General features: G+C 61.3%; 18 protein-coding genes. 12 read left to right on the forward strand and 6 right to left on the reverse strand.

Going from position 1 to position 18961, the window contains the following annotated elements; translation table 11 throughout:
- Positions 1-76: 76 nt before the first annotated feature.
- The 9 genes from putA (at position 77) to OKC43_RS06540 (ending at position 12304) form a co-directional block, all read left to right on the forward strand.
- On the forward strand, positions 77-3241 hold the full coding sequence (putA, locus tag OKC43_RS06500) for a bifunctional proline dehydrogenase/L-glutamate gamma-semialdehyde dehydrogenase PutA (RefSeq protein ID WP_216949216.1): 3165 nt from the start codon (positions 77-79) through the stop codon (positions 3239-3241).
- A 221-nt stretch (positions 3242-3462) separates the two neighbouring features.
- Entirely contained in the window at positions 3463-4242 is a 780-nt protein-coding gene (gene nudC / locus OKC43_RS06505) for an NAD(+) diphosphatase (RefSeq protein WP_236272783.1), read from the forward strand.
- 170 nt (positions 4243-4412) lie between these two features.
- The gene (gene hemE / locus OKC43_RS06510; protein WP_236272784.1) at positions 4413-5480 is read left to right on the forward strand and encodes a uroporphyrinogen decarboxylase; all 1068 of its coding nucleotides are present in this window, start codon (positions 4413-4415) and stop codon (positions 5478-5480) included.
- 112 nt (positions 5481-5592) lie between these two features.
- Entirely contained in the window at positions 5593-6522 is a 930-nt protein-coding gene (locus OKC43_RS06515; protein ID WP_236272785.1) for an ROK family protein, read from the forward strand.
- 60 nt (positions 6523-6582) lie between these two features.
- The gene (gene epd / locus OKC43_RS06520) at positions 6583-7593 is read left to right on the forward strand and encodes an erythrose-4-phosphate dehydrogenase (protein WP_005335438.1); all 1011 of its coding nucleotides are present in this window, start codon (positions 6583-6585) and stop codon (positions 7591-7593) included.
- Positions 7594-7654: 61 nt separating this feature from the next.
- The gene (locus OKC43_RS06525; protein ID WP_005340965.1) at positions 7655-8818 is read left to right on the forward strand and encodes a phosphoglycerate kinase; all 1164 of its coding nucleotides are present in this window, start codon (positions 7655-7657) and stop codon (positions 8816-8818) included.
- A 115-nt stretch (positions 8819-8933) separates the two neighbouring features.
- Entirely contained in the window at positions 8934-10013 is a 1080-nt protein-coding gene (gene fbaA / locus OKC43_RS06530) for a class II fructose-bisphosphate aldolase (RefSeq protein WP_236272786.1), read from the forward strand.
- A 159-nt stretch (positions 10014-10172) separates the two neighbouring features.
- Positions 10173-11477: an NAD(P)/FAD-dependent oxidoreductase gene (locus OKC43_RS06535; protein WP_236272787.1), complete on the forward strand. Its 1305-nt coding sequence runs from the start codon at positions 10173-10175 to the stop codon at positions 11475-11477.
- A 239-nt stretch (positions 11478-11716) separates the two neighbouring features.
- Complete coding sequence (locus OKC43_RS06540) at positions 11717-12304, forward strand: hypothetical protein (protein WP_236272788.1); 588 nt, start codon at positions 11717-11719, stop codon at positions 12302-12304.
- Positions 12305-12358: 54 nt separating this feature from the next.
- On the opposite strand, the gene OKC43_RS06545 is transcribed toward OKC43_RS06540, so the two are convergent.
- The 4 genes from OKC43_RS06545 to cutA form a co-directional block, all read right to left on the reverse strand.
- Positions 12359-12772: a hypothetical protein gene (locus OKC43_RS06545; protein ID WP_236272789.1), complete on the reverse strand. Its 414-nt coding sequence runs from the start codon at positions 12770-12772 to the stop codon at positions 12359-12361.
- 70 nt (positions 12773-12842) lie between these two features.
- Positions 12843-13334, reverse strand: coding sequence for a GNAT family N-acetyltransferase (locus OKC43_RS06550; protein WP_236272790.1), 492 nt, complete (start codon positions 13332-13334; stop codon positions 12843-12845).
- A complete protein-coding gene (locus OKC43_RS06555) occupies positions 13324-15123 on the reverse strand; it encodes a protein-disulfide reductase DsbD (RefSeq protein ID WP_236272791.1) in 1800 nt (599 codons plus the stop codon). The genes OKC43_RS06550 and OKC43_RS06555 overlap by 11 nt, the downstream gene beginning before the upstream one ends.
- Complete coding sequence (gene cutA, locus OKC43_RS06560) at positions 15120-15437, reverse strand: divalent-cation tolerance protein CutA (protein ID WP_236272792.1); 318 nt, start codon at positions 15435-15437, stop codon at positions 15120-15122. Before cutA ends, OKC43_RS06555 begins: the two co-directional genes overlap by 4 nt.
- A gap of 244 nt (positions 15438-15681) precedes the next feature.
- Between cutA and OKC43_RS06565 the strand changes: the two genes are divergently transcribed.
- Positions 15682-16038 carry a hypothetical protein gene (locus OKC43_RS06565; protein WP_005362699.1) on the forward strand — a complete coding sequence of 119 codons (357 nt, stop codon included), beginning with the start codon at positions 15682-15684 and terminating at the stop codon, positions 16036-16038.
- Positions 16039-16200: 162 nt separating this feature from the next.
- Here the strand turns inward: OKC43_RS06565 and OKC43_RS06570 are convergent, their stop codons facing one another.
- A complete protein-coding gene (locus OKC43_RS06570; RefSeq protein ID WP_160881322.1) occupies positions 16201-16647 on the reverse strand; it encodes a PACE efflux transporter in 447 nt (148 codons plus the stop codon).
- A 125-nt stretch (positions 16648-16772) separates the two neighbouring features.
- On the opposite strand from OKC43_RS06570, the gene OKC43_RS06575 reads away from it, so the two are divergent.
- Positions 16773-17654: a LysR family transcriptional regulator gene (locus OKC43_RS06575; RefSeq protein ID WP_236272793.1), complete on the forward strand. Its 882-nt coding sequence runs from the start codon at positions 16773-16775 to the stop codon at positions 17652-17654.
- A 6-nt stretch (positions 17655-17660) separates the two neighbouring features.
- Here OKC43_RS06575 and ygfZ read toward each other — a convergent pair whose 3' ends face one another.
- Entirely contained in the window at positions 17661-18569 is a 909-nt protein-coding gene (ygfZ, locus tag OKC43_RS06580) for a tRNA-modifying protein YgfZ (protein ID WP_236272794.1), read from the reverse strand.
- A gap of 111 nt (positions 18570-18680) precedes the next feature.
- Between ygfZ and OKC43_RS06585 the strand changes: the two genes are divergently transcribed.
- Positions 18681-18950 carry an FAD assembly factor SdhE gene (locus tag OKC43_RS06585; protein WP_113739619.1) on the forward strand — a complete coding sequence of 90 codons (270 nt, stop codon included), beginning with the start codon at positions 18681-18683 and terminating at the stop codon, positions 18948-18950.
- The last annotated feature ends 11 nt before the right edge of the window (positions 18951-18961 follow it).

Below are 18961 nucleotides of genomic sequence, written 5' to 3' on the forward strand. Positions count from 1 at the left end.
TGTATACATTATCGGCGTTTCGGCGGCGCGTCCGCCTTTGTCGATATCAGCCCTAGGGCGTACAGGAAGACCCCATATGTTCAAAGCTACTCAAGTGCTTGCCGCTGACTATATCCCCTCTGATCTGGCCGCCCTGCGCGAAGCCATCACCCAAAACTACGTGGTGGATGAAAATGCCTATCTGGCCGAACTGTCGGCCATGCTGCCGGGGGATGGCGCCTCGCTGGAGCAGGTGACCCAGCGTGCCCGTACTCTGGTGACCAAGGTGCGCAAGGAGAGCGGCTCCGGTGACGGTATCGACGCCTTCCTGCAGGAGTACAGCCTGGATACCCAGGAGGGGATCATCCTGATGTGTCTGGCCGAGGCGCTGCTGCGCATTCCCGATGCCGAGACCGCCGATGCCCTGATCAAGGACAAGCTCTCCGGCGCCAACTGGTCTTCCCATTTCCGCAAGAGCGACTCTACTCTGGTCAACGCCTCCACCTGGGGGCTGATGCTGACCGGCAAGATCATCAAGCTCGACAAAAAGCTCGACGGCAACCCGGCCAACCTGCTGGGGCGCATGGTCAACAAGCTGGGGGAGCCGGTTGTGCGCTCCGCCATGTATGCCGCCATGAAGATCATGGGCAAGCAGTTCGTGCTGGGGCGCGACATGAAAGAGGCGCTCAAGGCGAGCCGCAAATCCCGCGAGCTGGGTTACACCCACACCTACGACATGCTGGGTGAGTCGGCGCTGACCATGCAGGATGCCGATAAATATCTGACCGATTACCGCAACGCCATCGAGGCGGTGGGCAACGAGCGGATCAGCGACGGCGGCCCGGCCCCCTCGATCTCCATCAAGCTGTCGGCGCTCCATCCGCGCTATGACGTGGCCAACCGCGAGCGGGTGCTCGGCGAGATGTGCGAGCGGCTGGTGGGGTTGGTGCGTCTGGCCCGCGACAAGGATGTTGCCATCAGCATCGACGCCGAGGAGATGGACCGCCTCGAGCTGTCGCTGGACTTGTTCGAACAGCTCTACCGCTCCGACGCCAACCGTGGCTGGGGCAAGCTCGGCATGGTGGTGCAGGCTTACTCCAAACGCGCCCTGCCGGTACTCTGCTGGCTCACCGCACTGGCCCGCGAGCAGGGTGATCTCATTCCGGTTCGCTTGGTAAAAGGCGCCTACTGGGATAGCGAACTGAAATATGCCCAGCAGGCGGGCCTGCCCGGCTATCCGCTGTTTACCCGCAAGGCGGGCACCGATATCTCCTACCTCGCCTGCGCCCGTTACCTGCTGAGCGAGCCGACCCGCGGCTTTATCGCCCCCCAGTTTGCCACCCACAACGCCAATACCGTGGTCAGCATTCTGGAGATGGCCGGTGATCGCCAGTTTGAATTCCAGCGTCTGCACGGCATGGGCGAGGAGCTGCACAACGCCGTGCTGAACGACAATCCCGGCCTGCACTGCCGCATCTACGCCCCGGTCGGCGCCCACAAGGACTTGCTGCCCTATCTGGTGCGCCGCCTGCTGGAGAACGGGGCCAACACCTCCTTCGTTCACAAGCTGGTGGATCCCAATACCCCGGTGGACTCGCTGGCCGAGCATCCGCTGCGGACCCTCAAGCGCTACTCCGGCTTTGCCAACGACCGCATTCCGCAGCCGGTGAACCTGTTCAGCGACCGCAAGAACTCCAGCGGCGTCAACATGAACATCCTCTCCATCCAGCGCCCCTTCTTCGCCCGCTTGAAAGAGCTGGAGAGCAAGCAGTGGCTGGCAGGCCCCATCGTCGATGGCGAGACCCTCAAGCGCAGCGAGGCACGCACCGTGCTGAGCCCGCAGGATGTGAGCCTCACCGTCGGCAAGATCCACTGGGCCGACGAGCAGGCGGTGGAGCAGGCCTTGGCATCTGCCCACGCTGCCTTCCCGCGCTGGCGTGAAACCCCGGTGAGCGAGCGTGCCGCCGCGCTGGAGAAGCTGGCGGATCTGCTGGAAGCGAACCGCGAGCAGTTTGTCTCCCTCTGTACCCGCGAGGCGGGCAAGCTGCTGCAAGATGGCATCGACGAGGTGCGTGAAGCGGTCGATTTCTGCCGCTACTACGCGGTGCAGGCCCGCAGCCTGATGGGACAGGCGACCCTGCTGCCCGGCTACACCGGCGAGCAGAACGAGCTGTTCCTGCAGGGGCGTGGGGTGTTTGTCTGCATCAGCCCGTGGAACTTCCCGCTGGCGATCTTCCTCGGCCAAATCGCCGCGGCGCTGGCCACCGGCAACACCGTCATCGCCAAGCCTGCCGAGCAGACCGGCCTTATCGCCCATCTGGCAGTGACTCTGGCTCATCAGGCTGGTATTCCGGGCGACGTGTTGCAACTGCTGCCCGGTGACGGCGCCACCGTTGGCGCCAAGTTGACAGCGGATCCGCGCATCGGCGGCGTCTGCTTCACCGGCTCCACCGAGACTGCCAAGCTCATCAACATGACTCTGGCCCAGCGCGATGGCGCCATCCTGCCGCTTATCGCCGAAACCGGCGGCCAGAACGCCATGATCGTTGACTCCACCGCCCTGCCGGAGCAGGTGGTGCGCGACGTGGTGAGCGCCGCCTTCCAGAGCGCCGGTCAGCGCTGCTCAGCCCTGCGGGTGCTCTATCTGCAGGAGGAGATTGCAGAGCGGGTGCTGGAGATCCTCACCGGTGCTATGCAGGAGCTGAAAGTGGGCAACCCGGCCGAGCACAACACCGACGTCGGCCCGGTGATCGATGCCGATGCCAAGGCGGGGCTGGATGCCCATTTGGCCCGGATGATCCCGCGAGCTCGCCTGATTGCCCAGGCGCCGATGCCCGCCGCGACCATGGAGGGACACTTCGTTCAGCCGACCGCGCTGGAGATCGGCTCCATCCGCGAGCTGGCCAAGGAGCAGTTCGGCCCCATCCTGCACGTGGTGCGCTACGCCACCCGGGATCTGGACAAGGTGATCAGCGACATCAATGGCACCGGCTACGGCCTGACGCTCGGGATCCACAGCCGCAACGAATCTCACGCTGAAGAGCTGGCGAGTCGCATCAACGTCGGCAACGTCTACATCAACCGCAACCAGATCGGCGCCATGGTCGGGGTGCAGCCGTTCGGCGGCCAGGGGCTCTCCGGCACCGGCCCCAAGGCGGGTGGCCCTCACTATCTCGGGCGGTTTGTTACCGAGAAGACCCGTACCATCAACACCACTGCTGTGGGCGGCAATGCCTCCCTGCTGGCGATGGGCGATGCCTGATCCGCGTCGATAGAGGCCGGATACGGGATGCCGGATAACAACGGGCCGCCTTCGGGCGGCCCCTTTATTTGCACCATCCGTTTTTTACGAATGGGACAATCGGCCATGGTGGGGTCGTCAGCGACCCGTGCTGGTCGTAAGATGGGAGCCATTCGCGCGGCGTTTGCCCCTTGCTCGGCCAGCCGTGGTCAGGGTTCTGTTTTAACGAGAGTGTTTATCTGATGTCATTAACCGAACAAGCCCGCTGGTTCGTGCTGGGGGGCGATCATCTGGTACTGCTCGATCAGCAGGGAGAGGTGCCACAAGGAAGTAAAGCGTGCCTGCCCGCAGCGCTGGCCGGTGCCCGTTTCGAGCGTTTTGATGAGTGGCAGGGGCTGCCCTGCTATCTGCTCGATCTGGGTGATGAGGCCGACACGAGCGCTATGAGCCCGCTGCGCCAGCTGATGGTGGCGGGGGACGAAGAGGGCTTTCGCCTCGCAGGTCGTGCCTGGCAGCTCGTTACCTTCCGCCGCACCCACCGTTTCTGCGGCGAGTGCGGCGCCCCCATGACCCCGAAGGCGGGGGAGTGGGCGCAGGTGTGCCACCTCGGCCACACGGCCTATCCGCGTATATCCCCCTGCATTATCGTGGCGGTGCGCAAGGGGCCGGAGATCCTCTTGGCGGCCCATCGCCGTCACTATCAGGCGGATGATCCCATGTATACCGTGCTGGCCGGGTTTGTGGAGGCGGGGGAGAATCTCGAGCAGTGCGTGGCGCGGGAGGTGTTCGAGGAGAGCGGCATCCGGGTGCGCAATGTGCGCTATGTGGCGAGCCAGCCCTGGCCCTTCCCCCACAGCCTGATGATGGGCTTTACCGCCGACTACGAGAGCGGCGAAATCCGGGTGCAGGATGACGAACTGGTGGCCGCCGATTTCTTTACCGCCGACCGCTTGCCGCGTTTGCCGCCCCACGGCACCATCGCCCGACGGCTGATCGAGCGTTCGCTGGCGGGCGAGGGGTAACGAGGCGCTTATCTTTTCGCCAATTCTTTCTGGAACGGGGCGCTCTGGTTTGCGCCCCTTCACATCTTTGCAACCGCGCGCCCATTTGCCACGTTTTGGGCAGTCCGCTTGGCTGGGCAAAGTGGTATTATGGCCGCCATTTTATGCGTGATACGAACTCAGGAACTGGGATGAAAGAGCTGAAGAACGATCGATACCTGCGCGCCCTGCTGCGTCAGGATGTAGACATGACCCCGGTATGGATGATGCGCCAGGCAGGGCGCTATCTGCCGGAATACAAGGCGACTCGCGCCCAGGCGGGGGATTTCATGTCCCTGTGCCGCAATGCCGAGCTGGCCTGTGAAGTCACCCTGCAGCCGCTGCGCCGCTACCCGCTCGATGCCGCCATCCTCTTCTCCGACATCCTCACCGTGCCCGATGCCATGGGGCTGGGTCTCTACTTCGAGCAGGGTGAAGGCCCGCGCTTCGAGCGTCCGATCACCTCCATGGCCGACGTGCAGGCGCTGCCCATTCCGGATCCGGAAGATGAGCTGGGCTATGTGATGAACGCGGTGCGCACCATTCGCCGTGAGCTCAAGGGCGAAGTGCCGCTCATCGGCTTCTCCGGCAGCCCATGGACTCTGGCCACCTACATGGTGGAGGGGGGCAGCTCCAAGGCGTTCACCAAGATCAAGCAGATGATGTACGCAGAGCCGCAAATCCTGCACCTGCTGCTCGACAAGTTGGCCGACAGCGTGATTGCTTACCTCAACGCCCAGATCAAGGCGGGTGCCCAGGCGGTCATGGTGTTCGACACTTGGGGCGGCGTGCTCACCCCGCGCGATTACCGCGACTTCTCCCTGCGGTACATGCACAAGATTGTCGATGGCCTGATCCGCGAGCACGACGGTCGCCGTGTGCCGGTCACCCTGTTTACCAAGAACGGTGGTCAGTGGCTGGAGCAGATCGCCGCCACCGGTTGCGATGCGCTGGGTCTGGACTGGACCACCGACATCGCCGATGCCAAGCGCCGGGTCGGTGACAAGGTAGCGCTGCAGGGCAACATGGATCCCTCCATGCTCTACGCTACCCCGGCTCGCATCCGTGAAGAGGTCGCCTCCATTCTGGCCGGTTTCGGCCACGGCAACGGCCATGTATTCAACCTCGGCCACGGCATCCATCAGGATGTGAACCCGGAACACGCTGGCGTGTTCGTCAACGCGGTACACGAGCTCTCTGCCCAGTACCACGGTCGCTAAGGCTGGGGCGAGAGAAGAATAGTGTGATTGATATCCGGGGCCGTCAGGCCCCGTTTTATATTAAAAAATGGCGCCGCGATGACGAGAGCGTGGCGGCCGTGCAGGAGGCAAGATGAGCAGCAAGTCACTGGATTGGGGTATCGATCTTGGCGGTACCAAGTGTGAATGCGTGGTGCTGGATGGTGACGAGGTGCTGCTGCGCCATCGCATCCCCACCGAGCGGGCGGGCGGTTATGAGCACATGATCGGCCAGATCGCCAAGCTGGTAGCAGAGTGCGCCGAGAAGATTGGCCAGCGCCCGACCGTCATCGGCATGGGCACGCCGGGGGCGCGGGATCCGCAAACCGGCCTGATGAAGAACTGCAATACCACCGAGCTTAACGGCAAGCCGTTCAAGGAGGAGCTGGAGCGCCGGCTCGGCGTGCCGGTGCTGATCGCCAACGATGCCAACTGCTTTGCGCTGGCAGAAACCCATCTTGGTGCGGTGCGCCAGCACCATCCCGATGCGAAAGTGGTGTTCGGCATCATCATGGGTACCGGGGTCGGCTCCGGCATCGTCATCAACGGCCGCATTCTCAATGGTCATCACGGCATTGCCGGTGAGTGGGGCCACAATGTGCTCTCCCCCGACGGCCCCGAGTGCTACTGTGGCAAGCACGGCTGCGTCGAGACCCTGATCAGCGGCCCGGCGCTGGAGGCCTGGTATGAGGCCAAGGCCAAGCGTCGCCTCTCGCTGGCCCAAATCGCGGCTGCCACCGCCCACGATCACATCGCCAAGCTCACCATCGACCGGTTGCATCTGCTGTTTGGTCAGGCGCTGGCCAACGTGGTCAATATTCTCGACCCGGATGTGATCGTCATCGGCGGCGGGGTGGGCAATGTGCAGAGCCTTTACAGCGCCGGGCGGCAGACTATTTTGCCCTTCCTCTTTAATCCCCGCTTCAGAGCCCCCATTATTGCTCCTGCCCTTGGCGACAGTGCCGGGGTATTCGGGGCCGCTCTGCTGGCCCGTGGTGAATTCAAGGAGGCCCTGCTGTCGTAGCCGGGGCTCCCGGGCGGCCGGTGCGCCGCCCTGTTGCTGGTTCAAGGAAACGGATTCTCGATGATCAAGATTGCCATCAATGGTTACGGGCGGATCGGTCGCAACGTGTTGCGAGCCCTCTATGAAAGCGGGCGCGACAAGACCATCAAGATCGTCGCCATCAACGAGCTGGCGGCCCCCGAGGCCATGGTGCACCTGACCCGTTACGATACCAGTCACGGTCGCTTCCACCATCCGGTGCAACTGGCGGGCAACAGCATGCTGGTGGGGGAGGATCTCATCTCCCTGTTTGCCGAGCGGGATCCGTCAAAGCTGCCGTGGCGGGCGCTGGGGGTGGATGTGGTGCTCGATTGCACCGGGGTGTTCGGCTCGCGGGCCGATGCCGAGCTGCATCTGGCGGCGGGGGCGGGCAAGGTGCTCTTCTCCCACCCGGCGGATGCGGATGTGGATGCCACCGTGGTCTACGGGGTCAACCATCATACCCTCACCGGAGCGGAGCGGATTGTCTCCAACGCCTCCTGTACCACCAACTGCGTGGTGCCGGTGATTGAAACATTGCATCGAGAATTCGAGATAAATTGTGGTACTATTACGACAATTCATTCGGCCATGCATGATCAGCAAGTCATCGATGCCTACCACAGTGACTTGCGCCGAACCCGCGCTGCCAGTCAGTCCATCATTCCGGTGGACACCAAGCTGGCAAAGGGGCTGGAGCGTATCCTGCCCCACTTCGCCGGCAAGTTCGAGGCGATCGCGGTGCGGGTGCCGACCATCAATGTAACAGCGATGGATCTCAGTATTACTGTTCGTAAAAAAGTGACAGTTACTGACGTAAATCAAGCCCTGCAACGGGCATCCAGAGGTACATTACACGGTATTCTGGATTACACGGAAGAACCGCTGGTCTCCGTAGACTTCAATCATGATGCACACTCCTGCATCATTGATGGTACCCAGACCCGGGTGAGCGATGCCAACCTCGTCAAGATGTTGATGTGGTGCGATAACGAATGGGGCTTCGCAAACCGGATGCTGGATACCACCCGGGCCATGATGGCCGCAGGCTGAGCCTGCCCCGGGCGAAAGGTTACTGTTTTTAACATTACCTGGAAAATATAGAGGACTGAATATGTCTGTTATCAAGATGACTGACCTGGATCTGGCGGGTAAACGCGTTCTGATCCGTGCTGACCTGAACGTACCGGTAAAAGACGGCAAGGTCACCTCCGATGCACGTATCGTTGCGACTCTGCCGACCATCAAGCTGGCTCTGGAAAAGGGCGCCAAGCTGATGATCACCTCCCACCTGGGTCGTCCGACCGAGGGTGAATACAACGAAGAATTCTCCCTGGCTCCGGTTGTCAACTATCTGAAAGACGCTCTGTCCTGCCCGGTTCGCCTGGCCAAGGATTACCTGGATGGCGTAGAAGTCGCTGCCGGTGAGCTGGTTGTGCTGGAAAACTGCCGCTTCAACAAAGGCGAGAAGAAGAACACCGAAGAGCTGGCCAAAAAATACGCCGCCCTGTGTGACGTCTTTGTAATGGATGCGTTCGGTACTGCTCACCGCGCCGAAGGTTCCACCTACGGTGTTGCCCAGTTCGCTCCGGTAGCTTGTGCCGGTCCGCTGCTGGCGGGTGAACTGGAAGCGCTGGGCAAAGCCATGCTGAAGCCCGAGCGCCCGATGGTTGCCATCGTTGGCGGCTCCAAGGTCTCCACCAAGCTGACCGTTCTGGAATCCCTCTCCAAAATCGCTGACCAGCTGGTTGTCGGTGGTGGCATCGCCAACACCTTCATCGCTGCTGCCGGTCACAACGTCGGCAAGTCCCTGTGCGAGCACGACCTGATTGACACCGCCAAGAAACTGGCTGCCGAGACCAACATTCCTGTGACCACCGACGTGGTTGTAGGTGCCGAGTTCTCCGAGTCCACTCCGGCCACCATCAAGTCTGTTAACGATGTGACCGACGGCGACATGATCTTCGACATCGGCCCGGATTCTGCCAAGGCCCTGGCTGACATCATCATGAACGCCAAGACCATCCTGTGGAACGGCCCGGTTGGTGTGTTCGAGTTCGACCAGTTCGCTGAAGGCACCAAGGTTATCGCTGAAGCCATCGCTGCTTCTCCGGCCTTCTCCATCGCTGGCGGTGGTGACACCCTGGCTGCCATCGACAAGTTCGGCATCGCTGACAAAGTCTCCTACATCTCCACTGGTGGCGGCGCCTTCCTGGAGTTCGTAGAAGGCAAGGTACTGCCGGCTGTTGCGATTCTGGAACAGCGCGCGAAAGCCTAATTGACCCGGAACGGGGGGCAAAAGCCTCCCGTTTCGTTTATCATGTGCCCGCTGTGCCGGTTCATGATGAACCCCCCATTTTTTATTAACGGCATACGAGACAGGACGATTAAACATGTCTAAGAAAATTTTCGACTTCGTAAAACCCGGCGTGATCACTGGTGATGACGTTCAGAAAGTGTTCGCCATCGCTAAAGAGAACGGCTTTGCTCTGCCGGCCGTAAACTGCGTTGGTACCGACTCCGTGAACGCCGTACTGGAAGCTGCCGCCAAGGTTAAAGCGCCGGTTATCGTTCAGTTCTCCAACGGTGGTGCCATGTTCACCGCCGGTAAGGGTCTGAAGCTGGAAGGTCAGAAAGCTGCCATCCTGGGTGCCATCTCTGGTGCCAAGCACGTTCACGCTGTTGCCGAAGCTTACGGCGTGCCGGTAATCCTGCACACCGACCACGCTGCCAAGAAGCTGCTGCCGTGGATCGACGGTCTGCTGGAAGCGGGCGAGAAGCACTTTGCTGAAACCGGCAAGCCGCTGTTCTCCTCCCACATGCTGGATCTGTCCGAAGAGTCTCTGGAAGAGAACATCGACATCTGCTGCGAGTACCTGACCCGCATGGCCAAGATGAACATGACTCTGGAGCTGGAACTGGGTTGCACCGGTGGCGAAGAAGACGGCGTCGACAACAGCCACATGGATCAGTCCGCTCTGTACACCCAGCCGGAAGATGTTGCTTACGCTTACGAGCGTCTGTCCAAGATCAGCCCGCGTTTCACCATCGCTGCCTCCTTCGGTAACGTACACGGTGTATACAAGCCGGGTAACGTCAAGCTGACCCCGTCAATCCTGGACGCTTCCCAGAAGTACGTTTCCGAGAAGTTTGGCGTTCCAGCCAAGTCTCTGGACTTCGTATTCCACGGTGGTTCAGGTTCCACTCTGGAAGAGATCCGCGAGTCCATCTCCTACGGCGTAGTGAAGATGAACATCGACACCGACACCCAGTGGGCAACCTGGGAAGGTCTGCTGAACTTCTACAAGAAGAACGAAGCTTACCTGCAAGGCCAGCTGGGCAACCCGGAAGGCGCCGACAAGCCGAACAAGAAGTACTACGATCCGCGCGTATGGCTGCGTGAAGGTCAGACTTCCATGATCGCTCGTCTGGAGAAAGCATTCTCCGACCTGAACGCCATCGACGTACTGTAATTCGTTACCGCACCTTGATTGCATGAAAAGGCGCCCTTCGGGGCGCCTTTTGCATTTCTGTGATCCGCACCGGTTGGTGAGTGGAGGGGGAACTGGGTATTATCGAAACAACTTTGCTTATTTTATTAAACAATTTGCAACCAAGGCAGGATGCTGAGTATGCAGGCAGGAAAGCACAACGGATATCAGGAGCACGTCGCCTCCTACTACGCGGCCACCCGCAACGACTCGCAACAGTGGCCCGAGCTGGAGGGGGAGCACAAGGCTGACGTCTGCATCATCGGCGGCGGCTTTACCGGTCTCAATACCGCCATCAATCTGGCTGATGCCGGTTACAAGGTCGCCTTGCTGGAGGCCAACCGTATCGGCTGGGGCGCCTCCGGGCGCAACGGCGGCCAGCTTATTCGCGGTATCGGTCACGATACCAGCCAGTTCGCCCGCTGGATTGGTGAGGAAGGGGTGCGCGAACTCGACCTGATGGGGCTGGAGGCGGTGCAGCTGGTGCGCGAGCGGGTTGAGCGTTTCAATATCGACTGCGACCTCACCTGGGGTTACTGCGATCTGGCCACCCGTCAGCGCCATCTGGCAGGTTTCGAGGAGGATCTCGACCATCTGGCGAGCCTTGGCTATGAGCACGAACTCAAACTGGTGCCGCGGGAAGATATCCATAGCGTGGTGGGGTCGGATCGCTATATCGGCGGCCTTATCGACATGGGCTCCGGCCATCTCCATCCCCTCAATCTGGCGCTGGGCGAGGCGCGCGCCGCAGCCAGCCTCGGGGTCTCCCTGTTTGAACACTCCAGAGTGACCCATATCGACTACGGCAAGCAGGTCGAGGTGACCACTGCCCACGGCCGGGTCACCGCCGATTATCTGGTGATCGGCTGCAACGCCTATCTCAATGACCTCAATCCCGATCTGGGGGGCAAGGTGCTGCCCGCTGGCTCCTACATCCTTGCCACCGAAGTGCTCGATCGCCGCTTGCGCCAGCGCTTGTTGCCGCAAAACATGGCGGTGTGCGATCAGAACGTAGCGCTCGACTACTACCGCCTCTCTGCCGATGGCCGTCTGCTGTTTGGTGGTGCTTGCAACTACTCGGGAAGGGATCCCCGCGATATCAAGGCCTTTATGCTGCCCAAGATGCAGCGAGTCTTCCCCGAGCTGGCTGGCACTGCCATCGAGTTCCAGTGGGGCGGGATGATCGGGATTGGCGCCAACCGGCTGCCGCAGATTGGCCGCCTCAAGGAACACCCCAACGTGCTCTACGCCCAGGCCTATTCGGGTCACGGCCTCAATGCTACCCACATGGCAGGCAAGCTGGTGGCCGAGGCGATCCGCGGTGAGAGCCGGGGTTTCGATCTCTTTGCCAGTGTGCCCCATATCACCTTCCCCGGCGGCCCGGCGCTGCGCTCCCCGCTGTTGGCACTGGGTATGCTGTGGCACCGGATGAAGGATATCTTCTGACCCCCATTGTCAGCCTGCGCAGTGATGGCTGAACGCCAGTCCCCTTGCCAACCTCTTGTTTATAGCGGGTTAGCACAATCGTTCCGCCTGATAGACCAAAAGATGCATTCGCGCCAATCTCGTCCGGTTGGCGCTATCTTTTAGGTGTGAGAGCGGTTATCTGCCAAGGGGACGAGGGTGTGTCTGCTTGCCGGAATACTTGCCGAGAAAGAGCTGAGGACGGGGAGAGGAGGGCCAAGATGGAGATAAATGTGGTCGCGTCAGGCGGGCTCAGCCCGCTGGCGCAACGGCAGGGTTCTCCCGCTGTGCAGGCACAAGAGAGGGCTGCAACTTCACCATCAACAGGCAGTGACAGTCTGGTGCGCGACCTTGGCGCTGTGCTGGATGAGCTGGGGCTGTCACCGCAAGGGGAGAGCAGCGGCGGTGGCACTGTTTCAATCAGGGATTCGCTGGAGGCGTTCATCAACACCATGATGGGCTCCCTGCAACAGCAGCAGGAGCAACAGCTGGCCTTGCAGCAACAACAGCGGCAAGAGCAGGAACAGCGCAAACTCGCCATCGCCGACAGCAGCGAAAATCCGCTCAAGCGGGATCTGGAGCGCCTGCTGGAGACGCTGGATCAGCAGGGCGAACAGGAAAAAGAGAGCGAGCAAGGAGCCGAGCGTGAAGCGGTCAACCCCTTGCAGAGCCAGCTGACCAAGCTGCTGGAGAGCAGTGGAGCGGCAGAGAGCGGGGTCACCCTCAAGGAGGTGCTATCAGGGTTGGCCAGCAAGCTGCCGAGCGAACCTGCCGAGCGAAAAGGGTATCGGGTCGATACCCAGATTTGAGCTGGTTGGCAACGGCAGTCCAGTCGTTGTAGTGCGTAAGGGGCGGGCAGCCCTTTATTGGGCCGGTTCCGCCAGCCGCCATCCCTGTTCGTCCTTCATCATCCACACCTCGGCCTCTTGTGGCAGCACCTGGCCCGCCTCGAACTCGCCATATTTGCGCTCGAGCTCCATCAGCCCCATCTCCTGCTGGAAGGGGCCAACCCGGTCGTAGACCAGGTCCTCGTCGTGCAACACCTGCAACTGATCGAGCCCCTGCTTGAAGTGGAGCTGGTAACTCACCTTGACCAGATAGACCCCCTCCATCCGCGCCTCCTTGCCGAGGATGGTGAAGTCGCTGATATCGAACAGGTTGGCGTCTGTCTCGGCCAGTAGCTTGGCGGTGACCTGCTGGCGGATATCCTCTTCACCGGGCCCTGCACTGCAGCCATAAAGCCAGAGGGCTAGCAGGGGGATGAACCACTTTTTCATCAAAACTCCGGACAAGTGCAAAACGAGAGGGGCGATTGTGCCACGCGAATGCGCGGCGGCAAACCTCGGCTCACGGTTCCAGTGAACGTTCCAGCACGATGGCCTCGGCCCGATAACCAGCCAGCTCGCGGCGATAGCACTCGGTGAAGCCTCTGCGCAGCCAGAAGGATAGAGCACTCTCATTGCTGGCAATCACTGAGAGGCGAAGCCGGGTAGCCCCCCATGAGCTTGCCAGCGTGCAGGCGTGAAGATAGAGCGACTGACCACGGCCACTCCCTTGCCAGGGTTCCCCCACCAGTAACAGACCCAGATAGGCGGTGTCTGGATTGGGGTAGCCGCGCAGCAGATCAATGACAGCGGTGAGTTCTCCCTGCTCCCAGCGGCCGATGAGATGTTTGTCGGAGAGAGGCAGGCCGGGTGGGCAGGCGACAAGTTCCTCTTCTCCTGTCTGTGCAGAGAGAGGGTCATCGCTCACCGCCGCCTGATAGGAGGGGGCCTGCTCGAACAGCCGCTGCAAGGCAGGTGCATCGCTTGTCTGCAGCCGACGCAACTCAGTGTGCATCACTTACCATCTCGAGATGTTTGGCAAAGGGGATAGGCCCCATAAAACCGGTGACCCGCTGCCCTGTCAGCTCCTTGCCCTCGCGGTCGAAGAAGATGAGGGTCGGCAGCCCCAGCACATTGAGGCCGTTGAGCAGCTCGATATCGGCATCGTCGTTGGCGGTAACATCCGCCTGCAGCAGCACCATCTGGCCGAAGCGCTCGCGCACGGTTGGGTCACTGAATGTCTTGTGCTCGAATTCTTTGCAGGCGACGCACCAGTCGGCGTAGAGGTCGAGCAGCACCGGCTTGCCGCGAGCGGCGGCCAGCTGCACCTTGAGATCATCCAGCGTCTTGATGCGGATAAACTGCGGTGCCGTTTGACTGGCATCCGCCGTGATGGCAGCAGGGGGGGCCGGTTGCAGCAGATCCTTGCCCACTACCACGGCGCTGATCATCGCCAGCAACAGCACGAAGCCGCGCACGCTTTTGGCCACCGAGTGGGGCTGATGCTGGTTGTGGTGATAGAGATAGCCGCACAGCAGTAGCCCCCAGCCAAGCCAGGCGAGGGTAGTAACTTGATCGCTCCAGAGCCGTGACAGCAGCAGGATGGGCACTGCCAGCAGGGCGAAGCCAAACAGCTGCTTGATCACATCCATCCAGGCGCCCGCTTTGGGCAGTAGCTTGCCACCCGAGGTGCCGAGCAGCAGCAGCGGCAGCCCCATCCCCAGTGACAGTGCATAGAGCGCCGCGCCGCCGAGCCAGAGATCGCCGCTCTGGGCCACGTAGATCAGCGCCCCCGAGAGCGGCGCCGTGGTGCAGGGGGAGCAGACCAGCCCGGAGATCATCCCCATGATGGCGACCCCGACTACCGATCCGCCCTGCTGGCGGTTGGAGAGGCCGGAGAGTTGGGTTTGCAAACTGCTCGGCAGTTGCAGGGTGTAGAGTCCGAACATGGAGAGGGCCAGCAGCACGAACATCACCGAGAGGCCGATCAGCACATAGGGGTGTTGCAACGCCGCCTGGAATTTCAGCCCTGCCGAGGCAACTACCAGCCCCAGCAGGGTGTAGGTGACCGCCATCCCCTGCACATAGACCAGGGAGAGCAGGAAGGCGCGGCCGGTGGAGAGGCGATGGCCAGCACCGGCGATGATGCCGGTCAGGATTGGGTACATGGGGAAGACGCAGGGGGTGAAGGCGAGCCCCAGCCCCAGCGCGAAGAAGGCGACGATGCTGAGCCAGAACCCCTGATGGCCGAGGGCGGCGGCCAGCTGATCCTGCTGGCTAACCGGTGCGACGCTTTGTGCCGTTTCAGCAGTAGATGCTGTGGTTGCCGTGACCAGCGGGGCCACATCGATCAGCTTGTCGGTCGGCGGGTAGCAGAGGCCGTCGGTACAGCCCTGATAGCGCACCCGCAGGGTCGCATTTTCCCCCACCTCCTTTAGCGGCACCGCGATGCTCACCTGCTGGTAGTAGACCCGGGTCTTGCCGAAGAAGTCATCCTCGTGCTCGGTGCCTTCCGGCAGGGTCGGCTCGCTGAAGGTGAGGTTGTTCCCCTTGAAGCGCAAGCTGTGGCGATAGAGGTAGTAGTTGTCGGCGATGTGGAGGGTCAGCAGCAGCTGATCGCCACGCTGTTCGCTCTCGATCTGAAAGGCCTCATCGACCTGCAAAAATTTGGGTTTGGCATTGGCCTCAATGCCCAGCGAGCTGAGCAGATCGGCGCCGCTGGCGTGGGCAGGGGCGCTGCCCACCGCTGTCGTCAACAGGGCACAGAGCAGCAGCAGGGGAGAGAGCAAGCGGGTGAACGTCATGAGGTCTCCCCATTGAGCCAGTCGAGATAGGCAGGTAGTCCGGCACTTACCGGCAGGGCCAGCAGCTCGGGCACCTCATAGGGGTGATGTGCTTGAATACATGCCTGCAGCTCGGCAAAGCGCGATTGGCGGGATTTGATGATGAGCTGGATCTCGGTGGCGTGCTCCACCTTGCCTTGCCAACGATAGACGGAGGTAATGCCCGGCAGTTGATTGATGCAGGCGGCCAGCCGCTGGTTCAGCAGCTGTTCGCAGAGAAGGTCGGCACTGGTTTGATCTGGGCAGGTGCAGAGCACCACAATGGCGTCGGTCATAAAGCGGATCTTCACCTCGTTGGGGTAAACCGGGCAGGCGCCCTTGCCGTCTCATCCCTGTCTGCGGATGAAGGTGAAAAAAGCGCCCGAAAATCAGCGGCTACTATACCCCAGAGGCGCTTCAAATAGCATCTGTAGCCATTTGTGAGCCAGCGCCAAAAATTTGTGGGGGGCATGAGATAGACGCTGTCATGGGGACAGGGCAGAATGAGCTGGCTTGTTCCCAATTGACGTAAGGAAATGTATGACCCAACAGAATGAGCAGCAGAGAAACCGCATGTTGAGCCTGCTGCGCGAAGGTGAGCGCCGCATGTTGGTTCAATTGGCCGGGCTGCTGCGCACGACCGCCGATGAAATCAATGCCGAGCTGGAGAAAGAGGAGCTGATGGCCACCCTGGAGCAGCCCATTACAGTGGAGTATCTCAACGGCGTGGTGCAGCACCATCTGTTCGAGCGCAAACACAAGGGAGATATGGCGGTTGCCCAGCAGATCCTGAGCGATTATCAGAGCGAGCTGGAAGCGCTGCAGGCCGCTCAGGCCCAGCCTGAAGAGGCTGCCGCTGCCGACGAGAGCGGCGAAGAGCTCAAGGCCCAGGCTTGAGCGACGGGCAGGCCTGAATCCTTACCTCTGAATCAGCCGGCCTGCCAGCGCTGATCCCTGTTGCGGCCCCATCATGTCTGCCATGGTGGGGCCGTGTCGTTTCTTCTGCTGCCTTCCCTTGTTGACCTTCACTTCTCGGTTTCAATCCAACTGATTCGTGCCTTAGCGCGCCTCTTGTGGCATGCCGTGCGGCACTTCGCGGGGGATGGGGAACACCTTGTCATAGCCCCAGTTGTAGACGAAGGCATAGATCAGATAGAAGACGACGAAGCCCAGATCCAGCACCAGCGCCTCCAGCAGGCTGACGCTCAGCCACCAGGACATGACCGGCAGCGCGACGATCAGCAGACCGCCCTCAAAGCCGAAGGTATGCAGCACCCGTTGCCACAGGGTCTTGTGGGTATGGCCCTGATAGCGCAGCAGCAGCTTGTCGACCCCGATGTTGTAGATGTAGTTCCAGACGGTGGCCAGCACCGAGAAGAACAGTGCCAGCGGGCCCATATGGTTGAGTCCGACCCCGGTAACCCAGCTGGCCAGCGGGGCGGCAATCAGCAGGCCAATGAATTCAAAGCCAATGGCATGGCGCAGGCGATCGTTACGGGTACGCATAAGTCACTCTCTCAATCAGATTTATTCACGGATTGCTGGTTAATCTATAGATCTTTAGCGATAGATTCATGTTGGTATCCATCGCTAAAATAGATGGATGAGAGGGCTTGCCGGAGGGCCATAAGATGACGCCATCACTGGAACAACTGAGGATCTTGTTGGCGGCCGCCGAAACCGGCTCGTTTTCCGCTGCCGCCCGCAAGCTGGGCAAGGCGCAGTCGGTGGTGAGCAGCACCATCGCCAATCTGGAGATCGATCTGGCGCTCACCCTGTTTGACCGCAGCGGCCGCTATCCGCAGCTGACGGAGGCGGGGGCCCGCATGGTGCAGGAGGCGGGGATCCTGCTGGCGCAGAGTGAACGGTTGCAATCCATTGCCGGGGAGCTGGCGGCCGGGGTGGAGACGCGCCTCACTCTGGCCATCGATGATGACTCCCACCTCCCCTGGCTCGGCACCCTGCTGGAGGAGTTCGCCACTCGTTACCCGACCGTGGAGCTGGAGCTGCTCTTCCCGCTGATGGAGGATGTGACCGAGATGCTGGTGACCGGTCGGGCCCAGCTCGGCATCAGTTATCAGAAGGTGCATCCCCAGCGGGAGATTGTCGCCCGTTCGCTGGGGGAGGTGACCATGCCGCTGGTGGTGTCACCGGATCATCCGCTGGCTCGCAAGCAGCCGCTGCGGGAGGTCGATCTGCAGGGGGCTCGTCAGCTGATGGTGACCGGCCGACGGGAAGGGAGCGAGCGTCAGCGTTTTCGCATTTCGGCTCAGGTGTGGTGGGTCGAGGGGGATCTCGGGGTGCTGGAGCTGGTCAAGCGGGGCCTTGGCTGGTCCGCCATCCCGGAATTTCTGCTGCATCAGCCGTTGGCTCGCGGCGAAGTGGTGGTGCTGGAGCCAGACTTTATCGCCAGCCACGCGCTGGCGCTGGAGTTGCAGTGGCATCGCGCCCGCCCGCTGGGGCAGGCGGGGCGCTGGCTGAAGGAGGCACTGCTGGCGCGGGTGCCTCGATAGCCGACCTTACTCGGTCAGGGCGTAAGGCAGGGGTTGCAGGGTGAGGCGGGAGCCTTCGTCCTGCTTGAGGCGGAATTGGGCGTCAGCCTCGGTATCTTTTGGTAGCACGGCGGTGAGCCACACCTGCCCGGCCTGTTGCCAGGCGTTGAGCACCATGCCGCAACGGCGCCAGTTGTCACCCAGTTGCAGCTCAAGGGTATCGCCGCTGGCGACCGGCTCGCCGGTGGTGCCCGCCAGCAAGAACAGGGCGCGATTGTTGGCGCCGCGATACTTGGCGCGGGCCACCGTCTCCTGCCCCATGTAGCAACCCTTGTTGAAGCTGATACCGTCCAGCGCCTGCAGGTTGAGCATCTGCGGGATGAACTCCCCCTGATGCACCGCCTCCATGTGTGGCAGGCCCGCCTTGATCTCGAGCCCCCACCAGAGTGACTCGTCACCAGCCGGCAGCGCGTCGGCTTGCTCACTGCTCACCAGCAGCCAGCGATCCTGTTCGATCTTCACCGCCATGCCGCCAGCGACCAAACCGCTCTGCTCCAGACCAAACTGCGCGGCGACCCACGCATCTGTGCCCTTGCCAGCCAGACCGGTGGCGTGGCGTTCGTCGGCGGCAATCTCCACCTTGGAGAAGACGGCAAATTTCTTCAGCTCCGGCAACTGACGTTCCAGCACTGAAGGGCTGGTCAGCAGCAGCAGGCTGTCGTCGAGGCAGAGCAGGCGGAAATTGCTCCACAGCTTGCCCTTGGGATCACAGTGGCCACCCGGGGTCTGTTGCCCCGGTTGCAGGGCGTTGACATCACAGGTGACCTGACCTTGCAGATATTTGGCGCGATCCTGGCCGCTGATACGGGTGATGGCCAGCTTGGTCAGGGGGAAGCGGGTCGGCTCGGCAGGAAAAACAGGTGGTTGCAGGCTCACGATGGTATTCCAGAGAGAAAGTATGTGAGCTGCATGGTAAAGACGTAACTAATGTTTGTCAGCCGGAAAATCCAGCTGGTACCATCCCCCGGTCTTTGTAAGGAGAGTGCCATGTTGAGCCCAGTTGAAAAATCCCGCCTGAAGTGGGCCTGCCGTCGCGGTATGCTCGAGCTGGATGTGATCTTTATGCCCTTTTTCGAACACGAGTTCGACTCCCTGAGCGAAGCCGATCAGCAGACCTTTATCCGCCTGCTGACGAGCGACGATCCGGATCTGTTCAAATGGTGCATGGGTCATGGTGTCCCTGCCGATCCCGCATTTGCCGCCATGATCCCGATGATCCTGGAGCGCAATCAGGCGCGCCACGACCGCCAGGGGTAATACCGTGGAGC

It is taken from the genome of Aeromonas sp. Y289-2 (genome assembly GCF_027705925.1).
In the GTDB taxonomy this organism is placed as follows: domain Bacteria; phylum Pseudomonadota; class Gammaproteobacteria; order Enterobacterales; family Aeromonadaceae; genus Aeromonas; species Aeromonas veronii.